At 44.8% G+C, this 22969-nt stretch carries 23 protein-coding genes; 15 read left to right on the top strand and 8 right to left on the bottom strand.

The annotated features are described in order from the left end of the window. Position 1: 1 nt before the first annotated feature. The 4 genes from AC1W6K_RS02385 to AC1W6K_RS02400 all read left to right on the top strand — a co-directional run bounded on the left by AC1W6K_RS02385 (position 2) and on the right by AC1W6K_RS02400 (position 5639). Entirely contained in the window at positions 2-934 is a 933-nt protein-coding gene (locus AC1W6K_RS02385; protein WP_481946295.1) for a 3-keto-disaccharide hydrolase, read from the top strand. Between the two features lie 108 nt (positions 935-1042). Beyond that, the gene (locus AC1W6K_RS02390; protein WP_481946296.1) at positions 1043-2296 is read left to right on the top strand and encodes a YeiH family protein; all 1254 of its coding nucleotides are present in this window, start codon (positions 1043-1045) and stop codon (positions 2294-2296) included. 21 nt (positions 2297-2317) lie between these two features. Beyond that, positions 2318-3025 carry a DUF2490 domain-containing protein gene (locus AC1W6K_RS02395; RefSeq protein WP_481946297.1) on the top strand — a complete coding sequence of 236 codons (708 nt, stop codon included), beginning with the start codon at positions 2318-2320 and terminating at the stop codon, positions 3023-3025. 325 nt (positions 3026-3350) lie between these two features. Further along, on the top strand, positions 3351-5639 hold the full coding sequence (locus AC1W6K_RS02400; RefSeq protein ID WP_481721456.1) for an NADP-dependent malic enzyme: 2289 nt from the start codon (positions 3351-3353) through the stop codon (positions 5637-5639). A 195-nt stretch (positions 5640-5834) separates the two neighbouring features. Here AC1W6K_RS02400 and AC1W6K_RS02405 read toward each other — a convergent pair whose 3' ends face one another. From AC1W6K_RS02405 to AC1W6K_RS02420, 4 genes are read right to left on the bottom strand one after another with little or no spacing between them, the layout of a single operon-like run. Next, complete coding sequence (locus AC1W6K_RS02405) at positions 5835-6104, bottom strand: hypothetical protein (protein WP_481946298.1); 270 nt, start codon at positions 6102-6104, stop codon at positions 5835-5837. Beyond that, positions 6101-6820, bottom strand: a complete 720-nt coding sequence (locus tag AC1W6K_RS02410) for a pirin family protein (RefSeq protein ID WP_481946299.1) — start codon at positions 6818-6820, stop codon at positions 6101-6103. Before AC1W6K_RS02410 ends, AC1W6K_RS02405 begins: the two co-directional genes overlap by 4 nt. A gap of 1 nt (position 6821) precedes the next feature. Further along, a complete protein-coding gene (locus tag AC1W6K_RS02415) occupies positions 6822-7307 on the bottom strand; it encodes a DUF4442 domain-containing protein (RefSeq protein WP_481721462.1) in 486 nt (161 codons plus the stop codon). Position 7308: 1 nt separating this feature from the next. Then, complete coding sequence (locus AC1W6K_RS02420; protein ID WP_481946300.1) at positions 7309-7878, bottom strand: methyltransferase family protein; 570 nt, start codon at positions 7876-7878, stop codon at positions 7309-7311. A 59-nt stretch (positions 7879-7937) separates the two neighbouring features. On the opposite strand from AC1W6K_RS02420, the gene AC1W6K_RS02425 reads away from it, so the two are divergent. Then, the gene (locus AC1W6K_RS02425) at positions 7938-8330 is read left to right on the top strand and encodes a GNAT family N-acetyltransferase (protein ID WP_481946301.1); all 393 of its coding nucleotides are present in this window, start codon (positions 7938-7940) and stop codon (positions 8328-8330) included. Between the two features lie 190 nt (positions 8331-8520). On the opposite strand, the gene AC1W6K_RS02430 is transcribed toward AC1W6K_RS02425, so the two are convergent. Both AC1W6K_RS02430 and AC1W6K_RS02435 read right to left on the bottom strand, forming a co-directional pair. Further along, positions 8521-9030, bottom strand: coding sequence for a gamma carbonic anhydrase family protein (locus AC1W6K_RS02430; RefSeq protein WP_481946302.1), 510 nt, complete (start codon positions 9028-9030; stop codon positions 8521-8523). Then, a complete protein-coding gene (locus AC1W6K_RS02435) occupies positions 9021-9530 on the bottom strand; it encodes a KdsC family phosphatase (RefSeq protein ID WP_481946303.1) in 510 nt (169 codons plus the stop codon). The genes AC1W6K_RS02430 and AC1W6K_RS02435 overlap by 10 nt, the downstream gene beginning before the upstream one ends. Between AC1W6K_RS02435 and AC1W6K_RS02440 the strand changes: the two genes are divergently transcribed. From AC1W6K_RS02440 to AC1W6K_RS02485, 10 genes are all read left to right on the top strand, one after another. Further along, complete coding sequence (locus AC1W6K_RS02440; protein WP_481946304.1) at positions 9499-14055, top strand: hypothetical protein; 4557 nt, start codon at positions 9499-9501, stop codon at positions 14053-14055. The two genes, AC1W6K_RS02435 and AC1W6K_RS02440, sit on opposite strands and share 32 nt — an antisense overlap. A 1-nt stretch (position 14056) precedes the next feature. Beyond that, the gene (locus AC1W6K_RS02445) at positions 14057-14836 is read left to right on the top strand and encodes a lysophospholipid acyltransferase family protein (protein ID WP_481946305.1); all 780 of its coding nucleotides are present in this window, start codon (positions 14057-14059) and stop codon (positions 14834-14836) included. Continuing rightward, positions 14830-15516, top strand: a complete 687-nt coding sequence (gene recO, locus AC1W6K_RS02450) for a DNA repair protein RecO (protein WP_481946306.1) — start codon at positions 14830-14832, stop codon at positions 15514-15516. Before AC1W6K_RS02445 ends, recO begins: the two co-directional genes overlap by 7 nt. Continuing rightward, a complete protein-coding gene (locus AC1W6K_RS02455; protein WP_481946307.1) occupies positions 15513-16988 on the top strand; it encodes a M61 family metallopeptidase in 1476 nt (491 codons plus the stop codon). Before recO ends, AC1W6K_RS02455 begins: the two co-directional genes overlap by 4 nt. A 70-nt stretch (positions 16989-17058) precedes the next feature. Beyond that, a complete protein-coding gene (locus AC1W6K_RS02460) occupies positions 17059-17391 on the top strand; it encodes a helix-turn-helix domain-containing protein (RefSeq protein ID WP_481721480.1) in 333 nt (110 codons plus the stop codon). Between the two features lie 31 nt (positions 17392-17422). Further along, on the top strand, positions 17423-18394 hold the full coding sequence (gene hemB, locus AC1W6K_RS02465) for a porphobilinogen synthase (RefSeq protein WP_481946308.1): 972 nt from the start codon (positions 17423-17425) through the stop codon (positions 18392-18394). A 2-nt stretch (positions 18395-18396) separates the two neighbouring features. Beyond that, positions 18397-19566, top strand: coding sequence for an AIR synthase related protein (locus tag AC1W6K_RS02470; RefSeq protein ID WP_481721484.1), 1170 nt, complete (start codon positions 18397-18399; stop codon positions 19564-19566). Between the two features lie 107 nt (positions 19567-19673). After that, positions 19674-19988 carry a 50S ribosomal protein L21 gene (gene rplU / locus AC1W6K_RS02475; protein ID WP_395785081.1) on the top strand — a complete coding sequence of 105 codons (315 nt, stop codon included), beginning with the start codon at positions 19674-19676 and terminating at the stop codon, positions 19986-19988. A gap of 38 nt (positions 19989-20026) precedes the next feature. Further along, positions 20027-20434 carry a 50S ribosomal protein L27 gene (gene rpmA, locus AC1W6K_RS02480; RefSeq protein WP_481946309.1) on the top strand — a complete coding sequence of 136 codons (408 nt, stop codon included), beginning with the start codon at positions 20027-20029 and terminating at the stop codon, positions 20432-20434. Positions 20435-20529: 95 nt separating this feature from the next. Beyond that, positions 20530-21129 (top strand): NifU family protein, encoded by a 600-nt coding sequence (locus tag AC1W6K_RS02485; RefSeq protein ID WP_481946376.1) that lies wholly within the window; start codon positions 20530-20532, stop codon positions 21127-21129. 234 nt (positions 21130-21363) lie between these two features. Here the strand turns inward: AC1W6K_RS02485 and AC1W6K_RS02490 are convergent, their stop codons facing one another. Beyond that, the gene (locus tag AC1W6K_RS02490; RefSeq protein ID WP_481721488.1) at positions 21364-22041 is read right to left on the bottom strand and encodes an HAD family hydrolase; all 678 of its coding nucleotides are present in this window, start codon (positions 22039-22041) and stop codon (positions 21364-21366) included. Between the two features lie 79 nt (positions 22042-22120). Then, positions 22121-22882: a triose-phosphate isomerase gene (gene tpiA, locus AC1W6K_RS02495; protein ID WP_481721490.1), complete on the bottom strand. Its 762-nt coding sequence runs from the start codon at positions 22880-22882 to the stop codon at positions 22121-22123. Positions 22883-22969 lie beyond the last annotated feature (87 nt).

Raw genomic sequence — 22969 nt, forward strand, 5'->3', positions numbered from 1 at the left:
TATGAAAAAATTATTGATTGCTTTACTTGCATTTTCTTCCAGTGCTTTGGCACAGGAACATCATCCGTTAGAGGGTGCATGGGATTTATCGGTTTCGATGGAAAATCGGAACGGAGGTGTGTCGACGGCACCATCTTGGTTGCAGGTTCGGCATTCTGGATTGCGGACATTGACTGGTCATTTTGTGGGGGATGGCGGTTCGGCGCGTCCGATCGCTGAAGTGTTTTTTAAGGATGGTCATGTGTCGTTTAAGATTCCGCCGCAGTGGGAGAAGGAGGATGCGTATTTGTCTTTTGAGGGGGATTTGAAAGATGGAAAATTATCGGGAACCATTGTTAAGCCAAACGGAAAATCCATGGCATTTACGGGTGTACGTGCGCCTTCGTTGTGGCGTTCTTCGGAGCCTATATGGGGCAAGCCAATATCGTTATTGAATGGAAAAGATTTGACTGGTTGGAAGGCTTTGGGCCCAAAAAATCAGTGGGTTGTGGAGAATGGCGTATTGAAGAGTGCTGCTTCGGGAGCGAATATTTGTACGGAGCAGAAGTTTACGGATTTCAAATTGCATATTGAATTCCGTTTGCCGCCAGGAAGTAATAGCGGGGTGTATTTGCGCGGACGTTATGAGGTTCAGGTGGAGGACAGCTATGGAAAGGAGCCGTTTAGCATTTATTTAGGAGGAATTTACGGATTTATTGATCCTTTATTTCAAGCCGCTAAACCTTCTGGCGAGTGGCAAACCTACGACATCACGCTGGCGGGGCGTAAAGTTTCTGTGACATTGAATGGCCAAAAAGTGATTGTTGACCAGAATATTCCGGGCATCACGGGTGGTGCGATGGATAGCGATGAGGCGGCCCCAGGGCCGATTATGATTCAGGGAGACCACGGTCCAGTTGAATATCGGAACATTGTCATTACGCCGGCACGTTAAAAATATCAGGAAACTTTTAGAAAATAATTGGAACTTGCTTCCGGGTAGACGCTGCCGGGGTCGCAGACCCCGGCAGCGTCACCCCCGCACGTAAAAAGGAGCATAAACATGAAGGAAAATAAAATAGTACTCTCAGAAGACTGGACGGTCGTTTTTCTTGGATTTTTACTCATTGGTATCGCACTTCTTGGTATTCTGATCCCCACCCCAAGTTTCGGCTGGGAAAATCAAGTAGAATTACAGGATAAGGTGCTGACAAGCAAAAATTTGTGGAAGTTGGGCCAGGTATTTCTATTCACCTATGCCATTGCGATCGTTGCTGCCCGACTACTTGGCAAGTCAATAAAGGGCACTGCGCAAGGATTTCCCATTGTTTTCGTGCTTACGTCACTGGCATTAATCTTAGCGGGGAACGCATTTTTGAAAAACTGGAATTTGGAAGCAGTGATTTTCAGCTTAACGATAGGTCTATTATTAAGCAATTTTTTCACGCTGCCGGGGTGGCTAACAGAATCGCTGTCCACCGAGCTATTTGTGAAAATTGGACTTATTTTACTAGGTACCAGTGTGATTTTTGGAGATATCTTGAAGGCGGGTTCGCTTGGTTTAATTCAGGCCTTGGTGGTGGTTATTTCAGTTTGGTATTTTGCGTTTTGGGTTTCCAAAAAAATGGGCATTGACGAAGAATTTGCCATCATGATTTCGAGTGCGGTGTCTATATGTGGTGTTTCGGCAGCGATTGCAACGGCCGGCGCGATTAAAGGCGATTCAAAAAAATTGTCTTATGTGATTTCAATTGTGTTGATTACCGCTATTCCGATGATCATTTTTTTACCATTTATCGCACAAGCTTTAGGTCTTTCGCAAGCAGTGACAGGGGCCTGGTTAGGTGGAACCATCGACACGACGGGCGCGGTGATCGCGTCTGGGACGATGGTGGGGGAAGAGGCCTTGAAGATTTCGACGATTGTTAAATTTTCGCAGAATGTGTTATTGGGCTTTGCAGCCTTCGCAATTTCTATTTATTGGACCGTAACAAATAACAACTCAGCAACGGCAAAAGAGGCAAAACCTACCGTGGCGGTTATTTGGGAGCGCTTCCCAAAATTCGTTTTGGGTTTTATTGCAGCGTCTTTACTTTTTTCATTTGTTATTCCTGCTGAGTCGATTGATGCTGTGAAGGGTGGATTTAAATCCTTGCAGGGCCTTTGGTTTGCCTTAGCTTTTACAAGCATTGGTTTGGAAACCAAATTTTCAGATTTATTTTCGAAGGAAGGAAAGAAGCCATTGTATGCTTTTTTAATCGCTCAGTTATTTAACGTGTTTGTGACGCTGGCCGTTGCTTATGTGCTTTTCAACTAGGTAAACAGTTGTTTTGTAAAGATGAAGTGGTTCTTTTTCTATTTGGTTCCAATATTTGGTCTTTTTGCTCAACACAAAATCGAGCATCAATCCCAAGTTTGGTACGGGTACTATTTAACTTATCCCATTAATAATCAATGGTTTGTGCAAGGGGAAGTGCACACACGGCATTTTGCTGACCCGCTTGTACATCATCAAAACGCATTTCGTGCGCATGTGCATCATACATTTGGGGAGAATTGGGATGTTTCTGCCGGAACAGCTATTTTTTTAAATACGCCAAATGATCCGCGTATATCTACACGTTTGGCCATCCCAGAATATCGGCCGCATGTAGATGTTGTTTATAGGCATGGCAGTACTGCATTTAGAATTGACCACCGATTTCGCTCTGAAATGCGGTTTAATCGCGGGACTGACCTGGCGCGCACGAAGTTATCAGAGGATGTTAATTTTAGTAACTACCGGTTTCGTTATCGTTTTCAGGCTTTTTTTCCATTAGTTAAGCATATTCAGGGGAAAGTTAATACAGAGATTTTATTGAATGTGGGCCAGGAGAATCCGGCGAATGTATTAGATCAACACCGGATGTTTGCAGGATTGAGTATTCCCATTCGTGATAATCTGACAATGGATGTTGGGTATTTGCATGCGTTTCAGCAAAGACCGAATCTGAATTATTATGATCGCAGTATCTTGAGTTTAATGGTGTATCATCAAATGAATTAGATTACTCAGTTTATCAGTTTTCGTAAAATTTCGCGCTCTAAAGCAGTGGTTTGTTTAGTTACCGGTTAGTTCTGCTTATCAGGAGTGGTGGTGACGCTGCCGGGGTCGTAGACCCCGGCAGCGTCTACCCTCGAGTTACCCTTATATTTCATAAGTTTTCTGATAAAATCAGTCCGATGCGCCCTTAAGCGCAAAAGCAAACTTCAGTAACTTGATATTTAACGAGGGAACAAGGGTTTACTTTAAATTTGTTGAAACTTATTAAGTTTTTACACCATCATGAATGAAATTTCGCAACTTTGCACCTTGAATTCATCAACATATTATGTCATCAACCAACTCGCTTAAAGAAGAAGCCCTTCATTACCACGCCAAAGGCAGGCCCGGCAAAATTGAGGTCATTCCATCCAAAGAAACGGCGTCTCAAAAGGATTTAACACTCGCATATTCGCCTGGCGTGGCTGATCCCTGCCTCGAAATAGCAGCTAATCCGGAAGACATTTATAAATACACGGCCAAAGGAAACTTAGTTGCCGTAATCTCTAACGGTACCGCCGTGCTTGGACTCGGAGACATCGGTCCCGGCGCCAGCAAACCCGTCATGGAAGGCAAGGGGCTCTTGTTTAAAATTTATGCAGATATCGATGTTTTTGACCTAGAATTGAATACCAAAGACGTCGACGAATTCGTTCGTACCGTGAAAATACTGGAGCCCACTTTCGGTGGTGTCAACTTAGAAGATATCTCCGCTCCCGAATGTTTCGAGATCGAAGAACGATTAAAAGCGGAATTGAATATCCCGGTCATGCACGATGACCAGCACGGAACAGCCATTATTTCCTCCGCCGCGTTGTTAAATGCGCTTGAAATTGTGGGCAAGGATATCGCCAAAGTAAAAATAATCATCAATGGTGCCGGAGCCTCTGCTACCTCATGTACTCGATTGTATTGTTCATTGGGCGCTAAAAAAGAGAACATTCTGATGTTCGATTCCAAAGGCCTGATTCACCCGAGTCGCACCAACCTGGACGGTCGCAAATCCGAATTTGCAAATGAACGTTATCCAGCAGAAACGACTTTAACAGAAGCGCTTGTAGGCGCTGATGTATTCGTAGGTCTTTCCAAAGGAAATATCCTCACTGAAGAAATGATTACCCCAATGGCCAAAGACCTAATCGTTTTTGCCATGGCAAATCCTACGCCTGAAATCGCCTACGAAAAGGCCATGAACGCGCGTAAAGATATTATTTTTGCGACTGGACGTAGCGATTACCCGAACCAAGTGAATAATGTGTTGGGCTTTCCCTACATTTTCCGTGGGGCACTCGATGTGCGCTCGAAGGTCATCAACGAAGAAATGAAATTAGCGGCGGTGTATGCCTTGGCTGATTTGGCCAAAAAACCAGTTCCCGATATTGTCAACTTGGCATATGATCACGATAACCTAGTTTTTGGTCGCGAATATATTATCCCAAAACCGGTAGATCCACGTTTGTTGACAACCGTCGCACCGGCCGTTGCCCGCGCCGCCATGGAAACGGGTGTGGCTAAATTCCCGATCCAAGATTGGGATGCGTACGAGTTGCAATTGTCCAAACGTTTGGGACTTGATAATACGTTGATGAAGGTGATCATCAACAAAGCTAAATCGAAACCAAAACGTGTGGTTCTAGCCGATGCTGAAAATCTTTCTGTATTAAAAGCGGCCAAGGAAGTTCGCGAAGAAGGCATCGCTACGCCCATCTTGTTGGGCAATCGCGAGGTGATCGAGCAGATGCTGACTGATAATAAAATTGACCTTCCAAATGTCGAAATTATTGATCCGTATGTTCCGGCAACGAAGGAAGATAAGGCACGTTCAGCGCGTTACAGCGAGGAGTTTTTCTTGCGTCGCCAGCGTCAAGGATATAATAAAGCAGAGGCCCAAAAAATCATTCGTCGGCGAAATTATTTCGGCAGTATGATGGTGGACATGGGTGATGCGGATGCGATGATTGGAGGTATGAGTCGGAATTATCCGGATACGGTTCGCCCAGCGTTGCAGACGATTGGTCGGAAAGAAGGCGTACAAAAAGTGTCGGGTATGTACATTTTAATGACGCGTTTTGGTCCGTTATTTTTAGCGGATACAACCGTGAATTTCAACCCAACCGCAGAAGAAATTGTGGAGATTGCAGAGCTTTCAGCGAAGCAAGTGGAGAAGTTTAACATCAAACCGCGGATCGCGTTAATCACCTATTCGAACTTCGGAAGTGCGGATGGGGATGATGCGAAGAAGATGAGGCAGGCAGTTCACATGCTGAAACAACGTAATCCAAAAATGATTGTGGATGGTGAAATGCAAGCGCATTTACCGTTTAATTTGGACTTGATGAAAGAGAATCATCCGTTCAGCGATTTGGCGGAACAAGGGGCGAATGTTCTAATTTTCCCGAATTTATCTTCGTCTAATATTGCGTACAACTTGGTGAAAGAAATTGCAGATATCGAAAAAATTGGACCTATTCTTTTAGGTTTGAAGAAACCGGTGCACGTGGTGCAGCTAGGTTCAACGACTCGAGAAATCGTTAATATGATTGCCATCGCCGTCGTGGATGCGCAAATGAACAAATAATTTTTTAAATTAATTTATACGCTGCCGGTGGTCAACGACCCCGGCAGCGTATCGCGAAAATACTAGATTTAAACGAATAAGCGGGCCCAACTAATTGATAAAATACTTTTCAGCTATTGAAATTTTGCTCTTCTTAGCTAGCTTTGGCAAAGCTCCAAGCTTTGCCAAAGCTAAGGCTGAAACGCCTTTTTTGCCTCATAAATAAGGCTGTAATTCTGCCCGTAACAAGCCACTTCCACCTCCAAAATGTTGGATAATCGGCACCGAAACCCTCCTTCGAACTAGCGCTTCATCCTCAGGCGAAACACCGCTACTCAACAGCAATACATCCATCGGAACCCCCAGAGCTAATACCTCCTGGGCATCCTGAAATCCACTGGCCGTAAACTCGGGGTAGTTGCCTATTAAGCGCACCAACAACCCCACGATGTCTTTATTGCCGCCAAAAATCACGACATGTTTCATAATTGCATGGGAACTTCCATGAGTAAAATTTCAGCGTCTTGACTCATTTCGCTGAATGAAACGGAAGCCGCATCGCGAATACCGAGGCCATCACGCGAAGCTAAGGCATACCCGTCTACGGCCACTTCTCCATTTAAGACGAACACATAAAGGCCATTTCCAGTCTTTTTGACGCTATATTCAGCCGACACCCCTGAATCGAATTTCCCGATATGAAACCAGGCATCTTGGTGAATCCATACCCCGGCATCATCCGGTGATGGAGATAAAATCTGATCAAACTTATTGGCACGATTCGCCGGATTTAACTCGATTTGATCATACCGTGGCGTTACATTTTTCTTATTTGGGAAAATCCAAATCTGCAAAAACTTGACCGTCGCATCTTTATTTCGATTGTATTCGCTGTGGTAAATCCCCGTCCCCGCACTCATCACCTGAATTTCTCCATGGCGAATCACGGTCGTATTTCCCATACTGTCCTTGTGCTCCAGATCGCCTTCCAACGGAATACTGATAATCTCCATATTATCATGTGGATGTTGGCCAAAGCCCATCCCACCTGAAACGGTGTCATCATTTAATACGCGAAGTGCACCAAAGTGGATACGTTTCGGATCATAGTAATTCGCAAAGCTGAAGGTGTGAAAACTTTTCAACCAGCCATGATCAGCCGCTCCACGCGTTCCTGCTACATGTAATTCATAAGATGTCATTTTAATTCTTCGCTTTAAAGGTCCATGAGATGGTAAACTCAGCGACTTGTTGGCCAGCTGAATTTGTTCCTACCGACTTCGAAACCAATTTACTTCCTGAATTGTTCACGAGTGCTTCTTCGACCGCAGCTTGAAATGCAAGTCCATCTTCGCAGGTGAAGTGCACGACGCCAGTCGCTTTTTTGGTGAATGTGGCCTCTACTTTTTCTACTAGCATGCTGACGGCGGGATCACGTTTGTATACTTGTCCGAAGGCCAACATCCCCGCGCTCATTTCAGCGGCCATAGCCTCGACGGCGAAGTAGATTGAGCGAAAGGGGTTTTGGCTAAACCAGGAATATTTGACCCGAACGACGCATGTTTTTTCATCAAAATGAGCGATCGAAAGTCCAGCCCAAAATGCAGCGGATAGCTTTTGAAGGATAAATAATTTAAATAAAATGGGGTTCGTGATGAGCCGTTTGAAGGCTGGGAAGTTTGGATTCATCTTATAAAATAAATGGAATGAGGGCCTTGACCCGCTTTTGGTACGCTCGATATTCAGTACCGAAAATGGCTATTAATTTTCGTTCTTCCAAACGGTAACCGATGCCAATGTAGGTGTACGATATGCCTAACGTCAATCCCATTTTCTGGGTAGGCAGACATAAAAATAGGCCCAAAATGAGCACAATTGTCGCGAAGTAAAGTGGATGGCGCACATATTGATACATTCCTTTTTGGACTAACAGTGGCGTCGCTTCTTTTTTAATGCCTAAAAATTCGGCACCATCAAATGCCTGAAAGGCACGTACGAGCAAAACCAATCCCAAGGCCATGCAAATTATACCCAGGTACCAGGTCCAAGTGGGAAGTTCTAGTGCCTGATTGGGCGCAGCGATGCTTACATATAAGAGTGGTAATAAGCTAGAAAAGGCGATGATATTATAGCCAATTCGGTAAAATGGAAAGACGGTAGGGAGCGTTTTTTCCACCCAATTTTTCACCTCTGTAGCCGCCAAAAAACTATGGACAAAAAAGTATGCCGCCCATGCGCTTGCTAGTAAATAGATTTCCATGCATGCTAGTTGGCAATTTTCTTCCTCATTTACACCTTTTTCTTATTAATTTTACGACCATGACGATTCAAGAAATACCCCTCGAAGCGGTTTGGCAAATTCGCCATGAGGTCATGTGGCCGGAGCGCGACCCAAGCTTTGTGCGCGTTCCTGAAGATGCGCAAGGGAAACATCTCGGGGTGGTCGTGGCCAACCAAGTTGTCTCGATCATTTCACTTTTTGACACACCTGAAGGCCTGCAGTTTCGAAAATTTGCGACGCTTAAATCGGAGCAAGGAAAGGGGTATGGATCTTATTTATTGCGGCATGTGATTGATTTGCGTCCAGGTCAAAACATTTGGTGCCATGCCCGAGTCGAAAAACAGGCTTTTTACGAGAAATTCGGCCTATTTGCACGTTTGACTACCTTTGTGAAGTCTGGGAAAACCTATGTGCGCATGGAGCGCGGCTAACGTCCAGCGTATCGGGACGTAAGTTCAAAATAGAAGTAAGTGCGGAGTCAACAGTCCGAAGGGAAAATTGAACATTGGGTCATCTTTTATAAAATTGATTTTAAATAAGGTAACGAAGAAAAAAATCCTCCGGACTTCGGACTATTGACTGCGGACTAACGTCCAGCGTCTAACGTCCAGCGTCTAACGTCTATTTGAACCACCCTGCATACTCCACATAATTCATCGCCGTTCGCATAAAAACACCTGCCGCATCGTTACTCACCGGCTTTAAAAATTTCGCCGGGTTCCCCGCATAAATACTGCCAGCCGGAACGCGTGTATTCGAAGTCACCACAGCGCCCGCGGCAATAATTGAACCTGTCTCGATCACCGCCCCATCCATCACGATAGCGCCCATGCCGATCAGCACGTGGTCCTCAATCGTGCAGCCATGAACGATAGCGTTATGCGCCACCGACACATAATTTCCGATGGTCGTTTCGGTCTTTTGGTACGTACAATGAATCACGGCACCATCCTGAATATTCGTATAATTTCCAATGCGAATGCGATTCACATCCCCGCGAACCACCGCATTAAACCAAACCGTGCAATGCTCCCCAAAGGTCACATCACCCACAATCGTGGCATTCGGTGCCTGCCAATTTTCCGCGCCAAACACAGGCGAAACGCCCTTTACTGGTAAGATTAATGCCATTTTCCTTGTAGTTTCATTACTTTTTCAATCACATCACGCACCGCGCCTTTCCCGCCGCCAAACGGCGAAACATATTTGACCGCTTGTTGGATCTCCGGAATCGCATCCCCCGGACACGTACTCAATAGCCCCGGTCGGGACAAGATTTTTAAGTCGGGAACATCATCGCCCATGTATAATACATCGGATTCTTGTAAGCCGGTTTGGGCCAACCATCCCAAATAGGTTTCCAATTTGTCCTTGCCCCCCAAACCAAAATAAATATCCTGAAATTTTAGATTTTCTAAACGCTTTTTCACGCCCGCATGACCCCCACCCGTAATCACACACATCCGATATTCCGCCATCCGCGCACGCTCAATCGCATAACCATCCCGAATAAAAAACGTCCGGTAATGTTCCCCACTTTCAAGCACATGTACCGAACCATCCGTCATCACACCATCTACATCAAATACAAATGCTTTAATGGAGGAAAATAAGGAAAGGACGTTCGACATGATTGGGGGGATTTGTGCCAACAAATATCTGCAATTTTTACGTATTTTTACCCCCATGTGGAATCGAATTATTTGGTGTTTATGTATTTGCTTGGTTATGCCAAAGGCACTGCATGCCCAGCAATTTTCAGGTAATCCCGATCGCTTTGCCAACGAGGTTAAAAGCTGGATGCTCCAAAGCAAATACCAAGATGCCCCACAGATTGCCGCCAAATGGAGCGCTTTTTGGCAGTCTACCCCCCAAGAAAACCTGCGTACGCAAATCACACAAACGGCCACAAAAGGAATGCGTTCGCCTCAAATTGCCTACTTATTGGTACGTGTTTACCTCCAATCTGCACCTGAATTACAATCGGAATTACTGGAAATTTGGCCTAAAATACTCGAGGCAAAGGACCCCAAAATAGCCATTTCCCTCCTAGAACAAATCGACACATGGCAGTTTAATCAAACCCTAGAAGGAACGGGAAATTACCAAATTAGAATCCAAGGAAATCTACATCTGGCCTGGCATCAAACCCAAGCCGTTGTTTCTGCCGCCGATAGCTGGGATTCCGAATCTCCGCTTAGTGATACCACGCCTACATTTACCTTTTCAAATGGACCTACGCTAACATGGAATAAGGCCGTTTTACAATCCAAAATTACGCGCGATAGCCTTGCACTTGCCCCAGAATCCTTTCAGTGGTCGATTAAAGATCGCATCGGAATTGGGACCCAAGCGCGCACGAAAGGTGGCGCTTACGGTGATTGGGAGATGAAAACATTTCAATTAATTCCGCGTAAAGGGGTGTTGGTCAGTCAAGAAGGAACACTGAAATTAGGCGAACGCCTGCTCGAAGGATCAGGAAAATTATCCCTCAAACGCAAAGCAGGAACGCCATTTTTCTCCTTTGATTTCCAGTCAAAAACGGAATTAAAAGAACCTTTACAAGGCCTGTATTGGAAGGCGTTTGGCCGCTTAAATATTCAAGATAATAAGCAAGGAATTTCCGCCAATGGATCAACGCCCGCGCGGATTGAAGTCTTTGCGCAAAAACAGAAATTAGCCGAATTTAAGACGCCGCTTGCTTACATTAGTGCCGATGAGAAAATTCAGATGTCCCAAGGTGAATTCACTGCTTTTGTTGGCGCCAAAGATTCACTTTATCACTCCAATGTGCGCGCAAATTGGTTTCCAGGAGAGGAAGCTTGGCACATAAATTTGAACGAAAGCAAGCAAATGTTTGAAGAAAGTTTTCATCAAATGCGCTTTGCGGTAGATTTGGCCATTCTGAAAGTGCCCACCCGAATGATTGATTTTTACCGTGTGTCGGGAAGGACCCAAGTGCCCGCTTGGGTTGAATCATTCGATTTTTTTGATGCTGAGCGCATCGACTCCGAACAAGGAATTTTGACCTATGACCCGCTCCGCGTGTTGTATAATTATTTAAATGAAACGAAGCAGAGCGAGGCCTATTTGGGCGACATCGCCACCCGATATCAGCGGGATCCTAAATCGCTACAAGGTGGATTCGAACAATTTAAACGTGCAGGCTTATTGAATTATCAAGCGTCCACCGATCGGGTTTCTTGGACGCGCCTCGGGAAACATTATGCGCAAGTTAAGTTTGCTAAAAAAGACTTTGATCGGTTTTATGTTCCTTCCTATGGCAACTTAGTTCCTCGGGATTCAGCCAATATTTCCCTTGATTTGGCACAAAAAAAACTCATGGTGCGCGGGATCAAAGAAGTCATGATTTCCGATTCGCTCAAGGCCAATTTCCTTCCCTCCGATTCCCAAATTTCCTTCAGCCAAGGACGCGATTTCGACTTTAAAGGCGAAATAAAAATAGGCAATTACCGCTTTCGTGGCCCCGCATTTTATTTCAATTTCACCAATTTTGCGGTTCAATTTCCCAAGATTGATTCCATTACTTTCCTACCAAAAAACAGCTCACATGAAGTTGGCGGCCAATTTAAATACGAAGCAGGGACAATTTTACTTAGTCCACCATCCAACAAATCAGGTCGAAACGGAATCGCAGCCTACCCTAAATTACTCATTCCGAATGGCGTAGTTTCTTATTTCGATGAAGACTGGCGCGCGCAAGGTGTGTATACCAAAAAGTATTATTTCAAAGTTCCGCGGATCGAATTAGACAGCCTCACCCAAAAGGAAATAACCTTTCAAGGGAATTTTTATTCGGATGGTCTTTTGCCCACACTAAAAGCCTCATTGGCTTTAATGGCCGACCAGTCTTTTGGTTTTCAATATACCAGCAAAACACCGCTTGAGATCTATAAAGGACAAGCCAAATATACCCTTAGCGCCCCATTAACCATGAATCGCGCGGGTCTGCAGAGTCAAGGAAATTTGCAATTTCTCGGTCTACTTGCCCAAGAAAAAGCAACCCATTTTTATCCCGATTCATTGATTTCTTCAGGTACAGCAGCTAAAATAACATCCGTTTTTGGAGGCAAATCTATTTTCCCAGAAGCTAAAATTCCGGCCCATAGTTTACGCTGGATTCCATCGCAAGACAGTTTGTGGATCCAACCAGAAAAATTGGCTATTTCGCTTTTTCAAAATCAGGTGCAACTAGAAGGCCGACTCGGCATGCATCAGAAACAAGTATTTGCCCAAGGAAAAATGACGTTTAATGATGGGGTTTTCGTGGGGAATAACTTTCGATTGAATGCAAATTCGTGGCACGGTGATCAGGTGGAGATGAAGATAGGCCGACAAATGGCCTTGTTTAAACCTGCGGTTCAAGCGCAATCAGTAACCATTGACGCGACAGTGGGTACGGGAAAAATGATAATCAAGCCGATGAAAGGCGAAGAAAGCCCCATTGTTTTTCCATATGTTGCCTACCAAAGTACACTCAAAGATGCTGTTTGGGACACGCAAAATCAGACGTTTAAACTGACAGGAAAGTCAGGGTTTGAACTACAGCGCTGGGCAGAAAATGATAGCTTAATTCCAGATCAGTCCCAAGGGCTCATTCGTGCAAATACGGCCGAATATGATTTAAAAGGACAGTTTTTATCACTTAGTGGGGTTAAGGAAGTTAGTTCAGGGCCGAGTATTATTTACCCGGCGAAAGGGGTATTTGGTTTACAAAAAGAGGGGGCATTTAAGCCGTTTTCTAGCGCAAGAGCGCTGTTAAACGGAACACATATGTTGGCCGACTTAAAAGTAACCGAAGGAAATTCGACCTCCTGGAAGGGCGAGGCGAATTATTTATTTCCGCGGAGTGATGGGGATACGGTGAAAGTGGCTTTGCGCAATTTTGAATTTGTGGAGTCGGTTTTGGCGAATAAAAAAACAGAAACAGTCATTACGGCGGAGGGATTAATTTCCGAGAAGACGCCTTTGAATTTTAGTAAACATCAGCAATTTAAGGGAGAAGTTGCCCTGAATTCGGGGAAGGCAAATTTACAGTTTAAAGGATTTTTGCGCCCCGTTTTAGGCTTACCCAATTTCAAGGCGGCATGGATTCCGTTTGAGAATGCAAAGGGGGAAACGCCTACACTTAAGTTGGATCCAAGTGTCCGCGATGAGGCCGGTCGGCCAGTCACCGCCGGAATTTTTATCAATGCGGACAATAAATTATATCCTACATTTTTGGGTCCTGTTTCAGACGATTTAGATCCGGTTTTGTTTCAAGCGGAGGGGGAAGTTGTGGAAGAAAAGGATCGTTATGAGGTGAAGGGGAAAGATTCAGAAATTCGTTTGTTTGTAGAAAAGCGGCGCATGGAGGCGGAGGGAGCGGTGCAATTATTTACGGGGAATAAGCCGATCAAGGCCTTTGGGAAAATAGATATGTCCACGGATTCCTTGGTGCCACGATTGGAAACTTGGTTAAGTCTTCAATTTGCTTTCCCGCCAAATTTACTCAAAGTGATGGGCGACCGCATCGTTAAGTTTGGGTTGGATGAGGGAATACCGGGAGAGTCAGCGGATGAGCCTGAAAATCGAGATGCGTATTTGAAGCGAGCGGCACAGGTGTTGGGGCGTGCCATTCCCGAAGCGATTCGTACGAAAATGGATCAAGTACATTTGGGCTTGGATAAAGTAGCGCCGGAATTTGCGGGCAGTATCAATCTTTCGGCGGTTCGCTGGGTTTGGTCGCCTAATACGTCTTCATTTTATTCCGTGGGAGGTTTGCCGGTGGTGAATGTGGGTCCGGTGGATGTGAATAGTACGGTGAAAGGATATATGGAGGTGATTAAAAAGCCGAGTAAAGAAGAGTTTTATGGGTACTGGGAATTGTCGGCAGATCTTTGGTATTATTTTGCCTATTTTAATGAAGAATTAGGTGTTTATTCGTCGGATAATGCGTTTCTTGCGGCGATTCGCGAGGCTGTTAAGGGGGACAAAAAGGGTAAATTGGCCGTAGTTGAGGCTGCTGCGGATGAAAAGGATGCATTTTTGAAACGGTTTTTGAGTTATTATCGTGGTGTGTCTCCTGCTAAAAAAGCGGCACCTGTGAAGAAGTCGGCGCCAACAAAGCCGGCGGTAAAAAAGGGAGGATTTTAATATGGAAACGAAGTTAGGAAAGCTTTTTCGGTTTATGGATACGCTCGGATTGGGGGAAAGAGATCCTTTTGGAAATCCAATATTGTTTAAGCGAATTGTTGTGATGATTCTGGGATTCATCACGTATAATCGATTGAATGTTTATAATAAAACGAAGGTTACGGGGACTGAATATTTAGACGATTTACCTATGAATGGCGTTTTGTTTTTACCGAATCATCAAACGTATTTTATGGATGTGGTGTGTTTGTATCATATCTTTTTTTCGGTCAAATGGGGCTTTCGAAATTCCTTGAATTACCCGATTTATTTGGTGGCCCCGAGGTCCAATTTATTCTATGTGGCGGCGGCGGAAACGATGAAAAATGATGGTTTATTACCTCGAATTTTGGCATTTGCGGGGGCAATTTTAGTGAATCGTTCATGGCGCGCGGAGGGCCAAGATGTCAAGCGCGATGTTGATTTAGCTGCTGTTGAAAAGATTGGAAAGGGGTTAAAATCGGGATGGGTAGTTAGTTTTCCGCAGGGCACAACACGTGCTTTTGCGCCTTTGCGCAAGGGAACGGCTCACTTGATTAAGGGCGAAAATCCAATTGTGGTACCTGTTCGAATTAATGGATTTCGGCGGGCATTTGATAAGAAAGGCTTGTTGATGCGCAAGCGCCAAACGACTTTGACTGTTGAATTCCGTGAGCCAATTCGCTTTGATTCGTCAGCGACGCCAGAGGAAATTTTGGAGCGTTTGCGGTTGGAAATTGGACTGGAAGCGGAGGCATGTTAACGAAGACCAAAGGCTTGGTGATTTCCAATATGCGTTACCGCGAATCATCGTTGCTGGTCACGATTTACACGGCGGAATGTGGCATAACAACTTATATTGAAAATGGGGTGCGTTCGGTGAAGGCGAAACATAAAATGGCCCTTTTCCAACCATTGACTTTGTTGGAGCTCGAGGTTTTTCACAAGCCGGGCAAGGGAATTCATCGTATTTCTTCTGCCAAATGTTATTATCCATACCGAAAAATACCCTTTGATATTGCGTATTCAAGTATTGCTTTATTTTTAAGTGAGGTCTTGTCGAAAGTGTTGAAGGAGGAGGAGGCGAATCCGGTGTTGTTTGAATTTCTGGAATCATCATTTCAGTTTTTGGATCAAGCTCCGGGGCATACGGAGAATTTTCACTTGCAATTTCTGTGGAATTTGACGGAGTTTTTGGGTTTTTATCCGGGTTTGGCGTCTGAGTTTTTGGAGCAATTGCGCGTGGCGGGAGTTCCGGGTTTGGCGGGGATTGATGCAGCGGCTTTAGGGGCTCTTTTTCATGCGGATTATGGGCAAGAGGTGCTGATGAAGCGCGGCCAACGGCAAGCGATTTTGGCCGCTTTAATTTTTTATTATCAATTGCACATGGAGTCGTTTGGAGAGTTACGTTCGTTGCAAATTTTACAGGAAGTATTGTCATGAGTCGATTGTTGCGCTATACGATTGAGGGGGAGGATCGGTTTTTATCGATTTCGTTGGAGTTTACGCCGCAGCGCGTGGGGCCACAGGAGATTCATTTGCCTATTTGGCGACCGGGGCGGTATCAGGCTCAGTATTTTGCAAAGAATATCGCTGGAATTACTTCTTCGCGGGGATTGATTCGGAAGTCGGGTTTATCTACGTGGACGCTTACTATAGATTCGCTGGATCCGGTCGTTTTGAGTTATCGCTATTTTGCGGATCAGCCGGATGCGGGGGGCTGCGTTTCACAGTCGGACTTACTTTACATCAATTTTATTGCTTGTTTAATCTTTCCAGATCGGGGAGAAAATAGGCCTTGTGAAGTAAACATCTCGTCGGCGATTTCCACACCTCCGATTTCCACGCTGCCGATTTCCATTCCGCCGGCGATTTCCACGCTGCCGGGGTATCGCGGAACTGCCTGTTCTTTAACTACTTACGGGTCTGGATTTCGTGCTAAATCGTATCGCGAATTGGTTGATTCTCCGTTTATAGCTGCTCCTGAAATCTTTTCACACAGCTGGAAATCACATGGAGTTCAGTTTTTTGTTGAAGGTGTGGGGCCCCAACAGCATTTTTCGAAGCGGTTGTTGCAGGCATATGAACGATTTGTGGATTTTCAGATCGATTACATGGGGGGATTTCCGGGTAAGAAATACCATTTTTTGCATTGGATATGTCCGAAGCCATTTTACCATGGGGTGGAGCATGCGGCATCTACGATGATGGTCATGGGGCCTGAGGATCGAGATTCGTATGATGATTTGATTGGTTTGGCATCGCATGAATTATTTCATGTTTGGAATGTGGCGACGATCCGACCGAAGGAATTATTGCCGTATGATTACACGAGGCAAGTTCTTTTTGATACTGGCTGGGTTGTTGAGGGGATTACAACGTATTTGGGGGATTGGTTTTTGTGGGCATCAGGCGTGGTGACAGCTGACGAGTATGTGGGAATGTTGCTTGGAAATTTGAAATTGCATTTTGAGCGTGATGGCGCGGCCCAACAATCTTTAGTGGAAAGTTCGATTGATTTGTGGTTGGATGGTTACGGACAGGCCTTGCCGGGGAAGCGAGTTTCTATTTATTTCAAAGGGGCACTTGTGGCATTGGCCTTGGATTTGATGATACGTCAAAAATTCAATCATCAGCGTTCCTTACGCGATGTGTTAGTGGCGATGAAGGCGGAATTCAAAAACGGATATACGAGGACGGATTTTTATGCTTTGGTAGAAAAAGTATATGAAGCATCGTTAATTGATTTTTGGCGAATCTGGGTGGAAGGCAATGAGCCATTGGGTAAACGAATTGGAGAACTATTGGTGTTTGTCGGGTTGTCATTTAGTGAATCCCCTATGCAGTTGGAGATTCAAAATTCGGCGCTTTTAACCTCTTTCACATTGGCAAATAGTCAGAAACAGAATATTTAGGGCGAATTAAGAACTAATTTGGCTAAATTGATTGAACGTTACAGCCTATATGTTTTTGATATTTACTACCATGAAAGAATATTCGATGCGTATACGCAAATTTCGCCAGTTACAAGATTTTAGTCAGGAATTTATGGCGATGAAGATGGGCATAACGATGTCGGCCTATTCCAAAATTGAACGCGGAAAAACGGAGTTGACTCTTTTTCGTCTTGGGCAAATCGCTTCAGTTCTTGAAGTGGATATTATCGATTTTCTCAGGGAAAGTACGGTCGGGCAAGTTGCGGAGGCTGCCATCCCCGATTATGGTTTTGTTACCCGAGGCGAATTTGCGGAACAGGCGGCGGCGGTGCACCAACTGCAGTTGAAATTAAGCGAAATCCTGTCCAAACTGCCGCAATAAATTCCTACCTTTGTCGCTTAAATTCATCGTTATGCTGCAAAGGCCCCGTAGAAATCGTCAAAGTGCTGTCATTCGTGATATGGTCGAGGAAACTCGCCTGTCGGTGAAAGACATGTTATTCCCACTATTTGTTCAGGCTGGATCAGGCAAAAAGACGCCAATCGTCTCAATGCCCGGAATTAATCGCTATTCTGTTGATTTGTTGTTGAAGGAAATGGATGAATGTGCCAATTTGGGCATTCGTTCATTCGCTTTATTTCCGCAGGTGGAGGAGTCATTAAAGGACTCAATTGCTTCTGAAAGTCACCGAAAAGGCTCTTTGTATGTAGACGCGATTCATGCGGTTTCGAGCCGTTTCCCAGAAATATCTTTATTGACCGACGTTGCCATGGACCCATACAGTTCCGATGGGCATGATGGTATCGTGAAAGATGGTCAAATTTTAAATGACGAAACCTTACCGGTGCTTGCCAAAATGGCGATCGCACAGGCGCAAGCTGGCTCTCGTTTGATAGGCCCATCAGACATGATGGATGGTCGGGTTGGTTATTTGCGCGAAGCATTGGATGGCGCAGGATTTTCGAATGTGGGAATTATGGCCTATACCGCCAAATATGCGTCCGCTTTTTATGGCCCGTTCCGGGATGCATTGGAGTCGGCACCTAAATTTGGCGACAAAAAATCCTATCAAATGAACCCTGCAAATCGCCGGGAAGCATTAATTGAATTGGAATTAGACGAGGCGGAAGGTGCAGATTTTCTGATGGTAAAGCCCGCTTTGGCCTATTTAGATATCATCGCTTTGTTGCGTGAAAATTCAAATTTACCGATTGCCGCGTATAATGTTTCAGGCGAATATGCGATGATCAAAGCGGCCGCTCATAATGGTTGGCTTGATGGAGAAAAGGCGATGTTAGAAAGTTTATTATCGATTAAACGGGCGGGTGCGCAGGTGATTCTGACGTATTTTGCCAAAGAATTTGCTCAATTAACCAAAGCGTAAATATGTCAACCGATCGCTACATGCAACGGGGAGTTTCGGCTTCTAAAGAAGATGTTCATAAGGCCATTGCCAAGCTAGATAAGGGCTTATTTCCGCAGGCTTTTTGCAAGATTTCACCGGATATTTTGGGTGGAGATGCGGATTTTTGCAACATCATGCATGCAGATGGAGCGGGAACGAAGTCCTCTTTGGCCTATTTATATTGGAAAGAAACGGGTGACATTTCGGTGTGGAAAGGGATTGCACAAGATGCGGTTGTGATGAATACGGATGATTTGATTTGTGTGGGGGCGACGGACCAAATGTTGCTTTCGAGTACGATTGGTCGGAATAAAAATTTGATTCCAGGCGAAGTGATTGCGGAGATTATCAACGGGACCGAAGAGGTGTTGGAGATGTTGCGGGAGAATGGTCTAGGCATATATAGTACCGGTGGCGAAACGGCGGATGTGGGGGATTTGGTCCGTACAATTATTGTTGATAGTACGGTGATTGGTCGGATGAAGCGTTCGGATGTGATTTCGAATGGCAACATTCGGGCGGGCGATGTGATTGTGGGTTTGGCTTCGGATGGTCAAGCTACCTATGAAAAAACCTATAATGGCGGTATGGGCAGCAATGGCTTGACTTCAGCGCGCCATGACGTGTTGGGGAATTATCTAGCTGGAAAATATCCGGAGAGTTTTGATCCATCGGTTCCTTCCGATTTAGTGTATTCGGGATCCCGTTCTTTGACGGAAGCGGTACCGGGGACGCCTTTAAATGTAGGCCAATTAATTTTGTCGCCAACGCGTACCTATGCGCCGGTTATTAAGGCCATTTTGGGTGCTATGCGGGCACAGATTCACGGAATGGTGCATTGTTCAGGTGGGGCACAGACGAAGGTGATGCACTTTGTGGAGGAGGTTCATGTAATTAAGGACAATTTATTTCCGATTCCACCCCTGTTTGATTTGATTCAAAAAGAGAGTGGCACCAGCTTCCAGGAAATGTATAAGGTGTTTAATATGGGTCACCGGATGGAGATTTATGTGGCGCCTGAATTTGCGGAGGAGATCATTCAGATTTCGAAGTCATTTGGCATTCCGGCTCAGATTGTAGGACGTGTCGAGTCGGCTACAGTTAAGAAATTAACAATAAAAAGTACGTACGGAGAATTTATTTACGACTAGGGTTTGCCTTTGTTCTAAATACTTTTTATATTTGCGACCCCATTTAAAAGGCTTTGTAAAGGTAACGACCTGGCCTCGTGGGTTTGTTTCACTTAAATACATCTAAAATGTACGCAATCGTAGAAATTGCCGGGCAGCAATTTAAAGTAGAAAAAGACCGTACCGTATACACCCACCGTTTGGCGGGAGCGGAAGGCGCTGCACTGGTTATCGACAAGGTATTACTTGTTGACAATGACGGAAAGATTTCCGTAGGAGCACCCACCGTGGCTGGTGCGACTGTTCAAGCTAAAATCTTAGCCCATGTTCGTGGTGAAAAGGTTTTGGTCTTCAAAAAGAAACGTAGAAAGTCTTACCAAAAAATGAATGGACACCGTCAAAATTTGACACAAGTGTTAATCGAAGGTATTTCTGTTAAATAATTGAACATTAGCGTTTTATACGCATAAAATAAAAAAACATGGCACATAAGAAAGGCGCCGGATCGTCGAAAAACGGGCGCGAATCACATAGTAAACGTCTAGGCGTTAAGTTATTTGGAGGCCAGGCTGTAATCGCTGGTAATATTATTGTACGTCAAAGAGGTACAGCGCACAACCCAGGTGAAAATGTAGGTCTTGGAAAAGATCACACATTATTTGCTTTAGCGGACGGTGTAGTTGCATTCAAAAAAGGATTTAAAGGTCGTTCATTCGTGCACGTTTTGCCATCTGTGGCAGCGGCGGCACCTGTGGCACCGGTAGCGAAAAAAGCGTCAGCGAAAAAAGCAGCTCCGGCTGTGGAAGTCGCTGTTGCTGAAGTAGTTGTAGAAGCTGCGCCAAAAGCGAAAAAAGCTCCTGCTAAGAAAAAAGAAGCTGCTGCTGAGTAGTTTTTTCTAGATTTTTTAAGAAACCTGGTATTTTCATGCCAGGTTTTTTATTTTTCGAAAACTTTGTGCCTAAATTAGTGGTTTAGCTTTCATAAATTAGTTTTATGCTTACTGGTCAAATTCATATATATACTGAGTCTACGCCCAATCCGCATTCCATGAAATTCGTTTTCAATGTGGAATTGTTGCCTGAGGGTATGTCATTCGACTATACGCAACCTGCCGACGGGTTAACAAAAGAGAAGAATTCTCCATTGGCTGTAGCTTTATTCGGATTTGAGTTTGTAAGTCGGGTATTTATAACAACTAATTTTATTACGTTAACGAAGACGGAAAGCGCTGCTTGGGAGGATGAGTTGTTTGGGATAAAGCAGTATTTGAAGCAGTATTTTGCCGAAAAACGTCCTGTTTTTGTATTGCCAGATGCGGTGATCAACGAAGAGGGTGTTTCGGATACCGAGATTATCGGTAAAATCAAGCAAGTTTTAGAAGAATATGTACGCCCCGCTGTTGAATCTGATGGTGGTGCTATTTCCTTTCACTCATTCGATGAGGCTTCTGGCCAGGTGAAAGTATTATTGCAGGGCTCTTGTTCTGGATGTCCCTCTTCCCAAATGACGTTAAAAGCCGGTATCGAAACCTTAATGACGCGCATGATTTCTGAAGTAAAGGAAGTTGTTGCGGAAGGTGTTTAATATCAGTTTGTTGGACAATTAATCTTTTTTTTGATCGTTGTCGGCGGGTAGACGCTGCCGGGGTCGCAGACCCCGGCAGCGTCACTTCCCGGTCCCACTTTTTCGAAAGTCAAACTCCCGCGCGAAACGCATAATTTTTCCTTCATTACAGGCCATAGGGCCTATTTTTGGTGTGTAACTGGCCAGTTTGTTGATAAACTGCCTAGCCCATTTGCTAAAGTTGTGATTTTTATCTTATAAGAATTCTAGAATATCAGCCAGTTGGCCTACCTCCCGAAACTTTGGATGCACCACCGGATGACTCACCACCTCATGTTCCCACGTGGTATGAAAAGGCACATGCACGCCATGACCGCCGATTTCCAATACAGGAATGATATCTGATTTTAATGAATTACCCACCATCATGAACTGATTTGGGGCAATATCGAGGTGTTTGATCAGTTTTAAGTAATCTGCCGACTTCTTATCCGACATGATTTCAATATGGTGAAAGTATTTTTCTAAACCTGATCTGCGCAGTTTTCGCTCCTGATCTAATAAGTCCCCTTTCGTCGCTACGACCAAGCGATATTTGGAGGAAAGTGTTGACAAAACTTCCTCTACGCCTTTTAATAGCTCATTTTCGCGAGCCAACAAGCGTTTGCCGATATTCAAAATTCGATCAGTTCCTTCAGCTGAAAGTGTTCCGCTGGTAATACGAAGCGCCGTTTCAACCATCGATAGCATAAATCCCTTCACACCATACCCATACAGGGCCAGGTTGTCCATTTCCGTTTTAAAAAGCTCCTGTTGCGTCTGATGCATGGGCAAAAAGTCCTCAAACAACGCAGCAAATTCCTCCTCACTCTCGCGAAAATAAGGTTCATTTACCCATAAGGTATCGTCGGCGTCAAATGCGATTATCAACATACTGATGTAATTTTTACCCTGTAAAAACGTTCGGAGCGTAACGCTGCCGGGGTCTACGACCCCGGCAGCGTTTACCCGATTAAAACGATTTTGCGATCGTAATGAAATCCGCCGCGATCAATGACGCACCGCCGATCAACCCGCCATCCACATCCGGACCCGCGAAAATCTCTTGTGCATTCTTCGCATTACAAGATCCACCATATAAAATAGAACAATCATCTGCGACCGTTGCGCCGTATTTGGCAGCAATATGTACACGTAAATGTGCATGCATCTCTTGTGCCTGCCCAGCCGAAGCCGTCAAACCCGTTCCAATCGCCCAAATAGGTTCATAAGCAATAACCACTTTCCCGAACTCCTCAGCAGATAAATGGAACAAACTTGCCGTTAATTGATCCGCCACAAAGGCTAAGAAATTACCGCCCTCACGTAACGTTAAACTCTCACCACAACAGAAAATCGGTGTGATACCGTTGGCTAAAGCTGCGTCTACCTTCAACGCCAACTGCTCATTTGATTCCGCAAAATATTCACGACGCTCCGAGTGACCAATCAACACATATGGAATCGCAGCTGATGCTAATTGTACCGCCGAAATCTCACCTGTATAAGCCCCAGAATCTTTCTCGTGACAGTTTTGTGCCGCAACCGCTAAATTTGACATGCCCTCAACCACCTGAGAAACACCCGTTAAATACAAGGCCGGCGTCGCCATAATCACTTGTACGTCCGCCGGAACATCCGACTTCACTAATTGAGCTACCTCAGTAGCTAAAACGAATGCTTCAACAGCCGTTTTATTCATTTTCCAGTTTCCAGCAACAATTTTTTTTCTCATACGTTCATCTAATTAAGCTTCAAAAATACAATTCCTTTCTCGCTTGCGAAAATTCGGCGAAAAAAATCCCAAACATTCCGTATTTTC

It is taken from the genome of Aquirufa sp. (genome assembly GCF_964796385.1).

Excerpts from the sequence above, each read along its gene's own strand:
- AC1W6K_RS02385 (WP_481946295.1), top strand. The coding sequence starts at position 2 with ATGAAAAAATTATTGATTGCTTTACTTGCATTTTCTTCCAGTGCTTTG.
- AC1W6K_RS02390 (WP_481946296.1), top strand. The coding sequence starts at position 1,043 with ATGAAGGAAAATAAAATAGTACTCTCAGAAGACTGGACGGTCGTTTTT.
- AC1W6K_RS02395 (WP_481946297.1), top strand. The coding sequence starts at position 2,318 with ATGAAGTGGTTCTTTTTCTATTTGGTTCCAATATTTGGTCTTTTTGCT.
- AC1W6K_RS02400 (WP_481721456.1), top strand. The coding sequence starts at position 3,351 with ATGTCATCAACCAACTCGCTTAAAGAAGAAGCCCTTCATTACCACGCC.
- AC1W6K_RS02405 (WP_481946298.1), bottom strand. The coding sequence starts at position 6,104 with ATGAAACATGTCGTGATTTTTGGCGGCAATAAAGACATCGTGGGGTTG.
- AC1W6K_RS02410 (WP_481946299.1), bottom strand. The coding sequence starts at position 6,820 with ATGACATCTTATGAATTACATGTAGCAGGAACGCGTGGAGCGGCTGAT.
- AC1W6K_RS02415 (WP_481721462.1), bottom strand. The coding sequence starts at position 7,307 with ATGAATCCAAACTTCCCAGCCTTCAAACGGCTCATCACGAACCCCATT.
- AC1W6K_RS02420 (WP_481946300.1), bottom strand. The coding sequence starts at position 7,878 with ATGGAAATCTATTTACTAGCAAGCGCATGGGCGGCATACTTTTTTGTC.
- AC1W6K_RS02425 (WP_481946301.1), top strand. The coding sequence starts at position 7,938 with ATGACGATTCAAGAAATACCCCTCGAAGCGGTTTGGCAAATTCGCCAT.
- AC1W6K_RS02430 (WP_481946302.1), bottom strand. The coding sequence starts at position 9,030 with ATGGCATTAATCTTACCAGTAAAGGGCGTTTCGCCTGTGTTTGGCGCG.
- AC1W6K_RS02440 (WP_481946304.1), top strand. The coding sequence starts at position 9,499 with ATGGAGGAAAATAAGGAAAGGACGTTCGACATGATTGGGGGGATTTGT.
- AC1W6K_RS02435 (WP_481946303.1), bottom strand. The coding sequence starts at position 9,530 with ATGTCGAACGTCCTTTCCTTATTTTCCTCCATTAAAGCATTTGTATTT.
- AC1W6K_RS02445 (WP_481946305.1), top strand. The coding sequence starts at position 14,057 with ATGGAAACGAAGTTAGGAAAGCTTTTTCGGTTTATGGATACGCTCGGA.
- recO (WP_481946306.1), top strand. The coding sequence starts at position 14,830 with ATGTTAACGAAGACCAAAGGCTTGGTGATTTCCAATATGCGTTACCGC.
- AC1W6K_RS02455 (WP_481946307.1), top strand. The coding sequence starts at position 15,513 with ATGAGTCGATTGTTGCGCTATACGATTGAGGGGGAGGATCGGTTTTTA.
- AC1W6K_RS02460 (WP_481721480.1), top strand. The coding sequence starts at position 17,059 with ATGAAAGAATATTCGATGCGTATACGCAAATTTCGCCAGTTACAAGAT.
- hemB (WP_481946308.1), top strand. The coding sequence starts at position 17,423 with ATGCTGCAAAGGCCCCGTAGAAATCGTCAAAGTGCTGTCATTCGTGAT.
- AC1W6K_RS02470 (WP_481721484.1), top strand. The coding sequence starts at position 18,397 with ATGTCAACCGATCGCTACATGCAACGGGGAGTTTCGGCTTCTAAAGAA.
- rplU (WP_395785081.1), top strand. The coding sequence starts at position 19,674 with ATGTACGCAATCGTAGAAATTGCCGGGCAGCAATTTAAAGTAGAAAAA.
- rpmA (WP_481946309.1), top strand. The coding sequence starts at position 20,027 with ATGGCACATAAGAAAGGCGCCGGATCGTCGAAAAACGGGCGCGAATCA.
- AC1W6K_RS02490 (WP_481721488.1), bottom strand. The coding sequence starts at position 22,041 with ATGTTGATAATCGCATTTGACGCCGACGATACCTTATGGGTAAATGAA.
- tpiA (WP_481721490.1), bottom strand. The coding sequence starts at position 22,882 with ATGAGAAAAAAAATTGTTGCTGGAAACTGGAAAATGAATAAAACGGCT.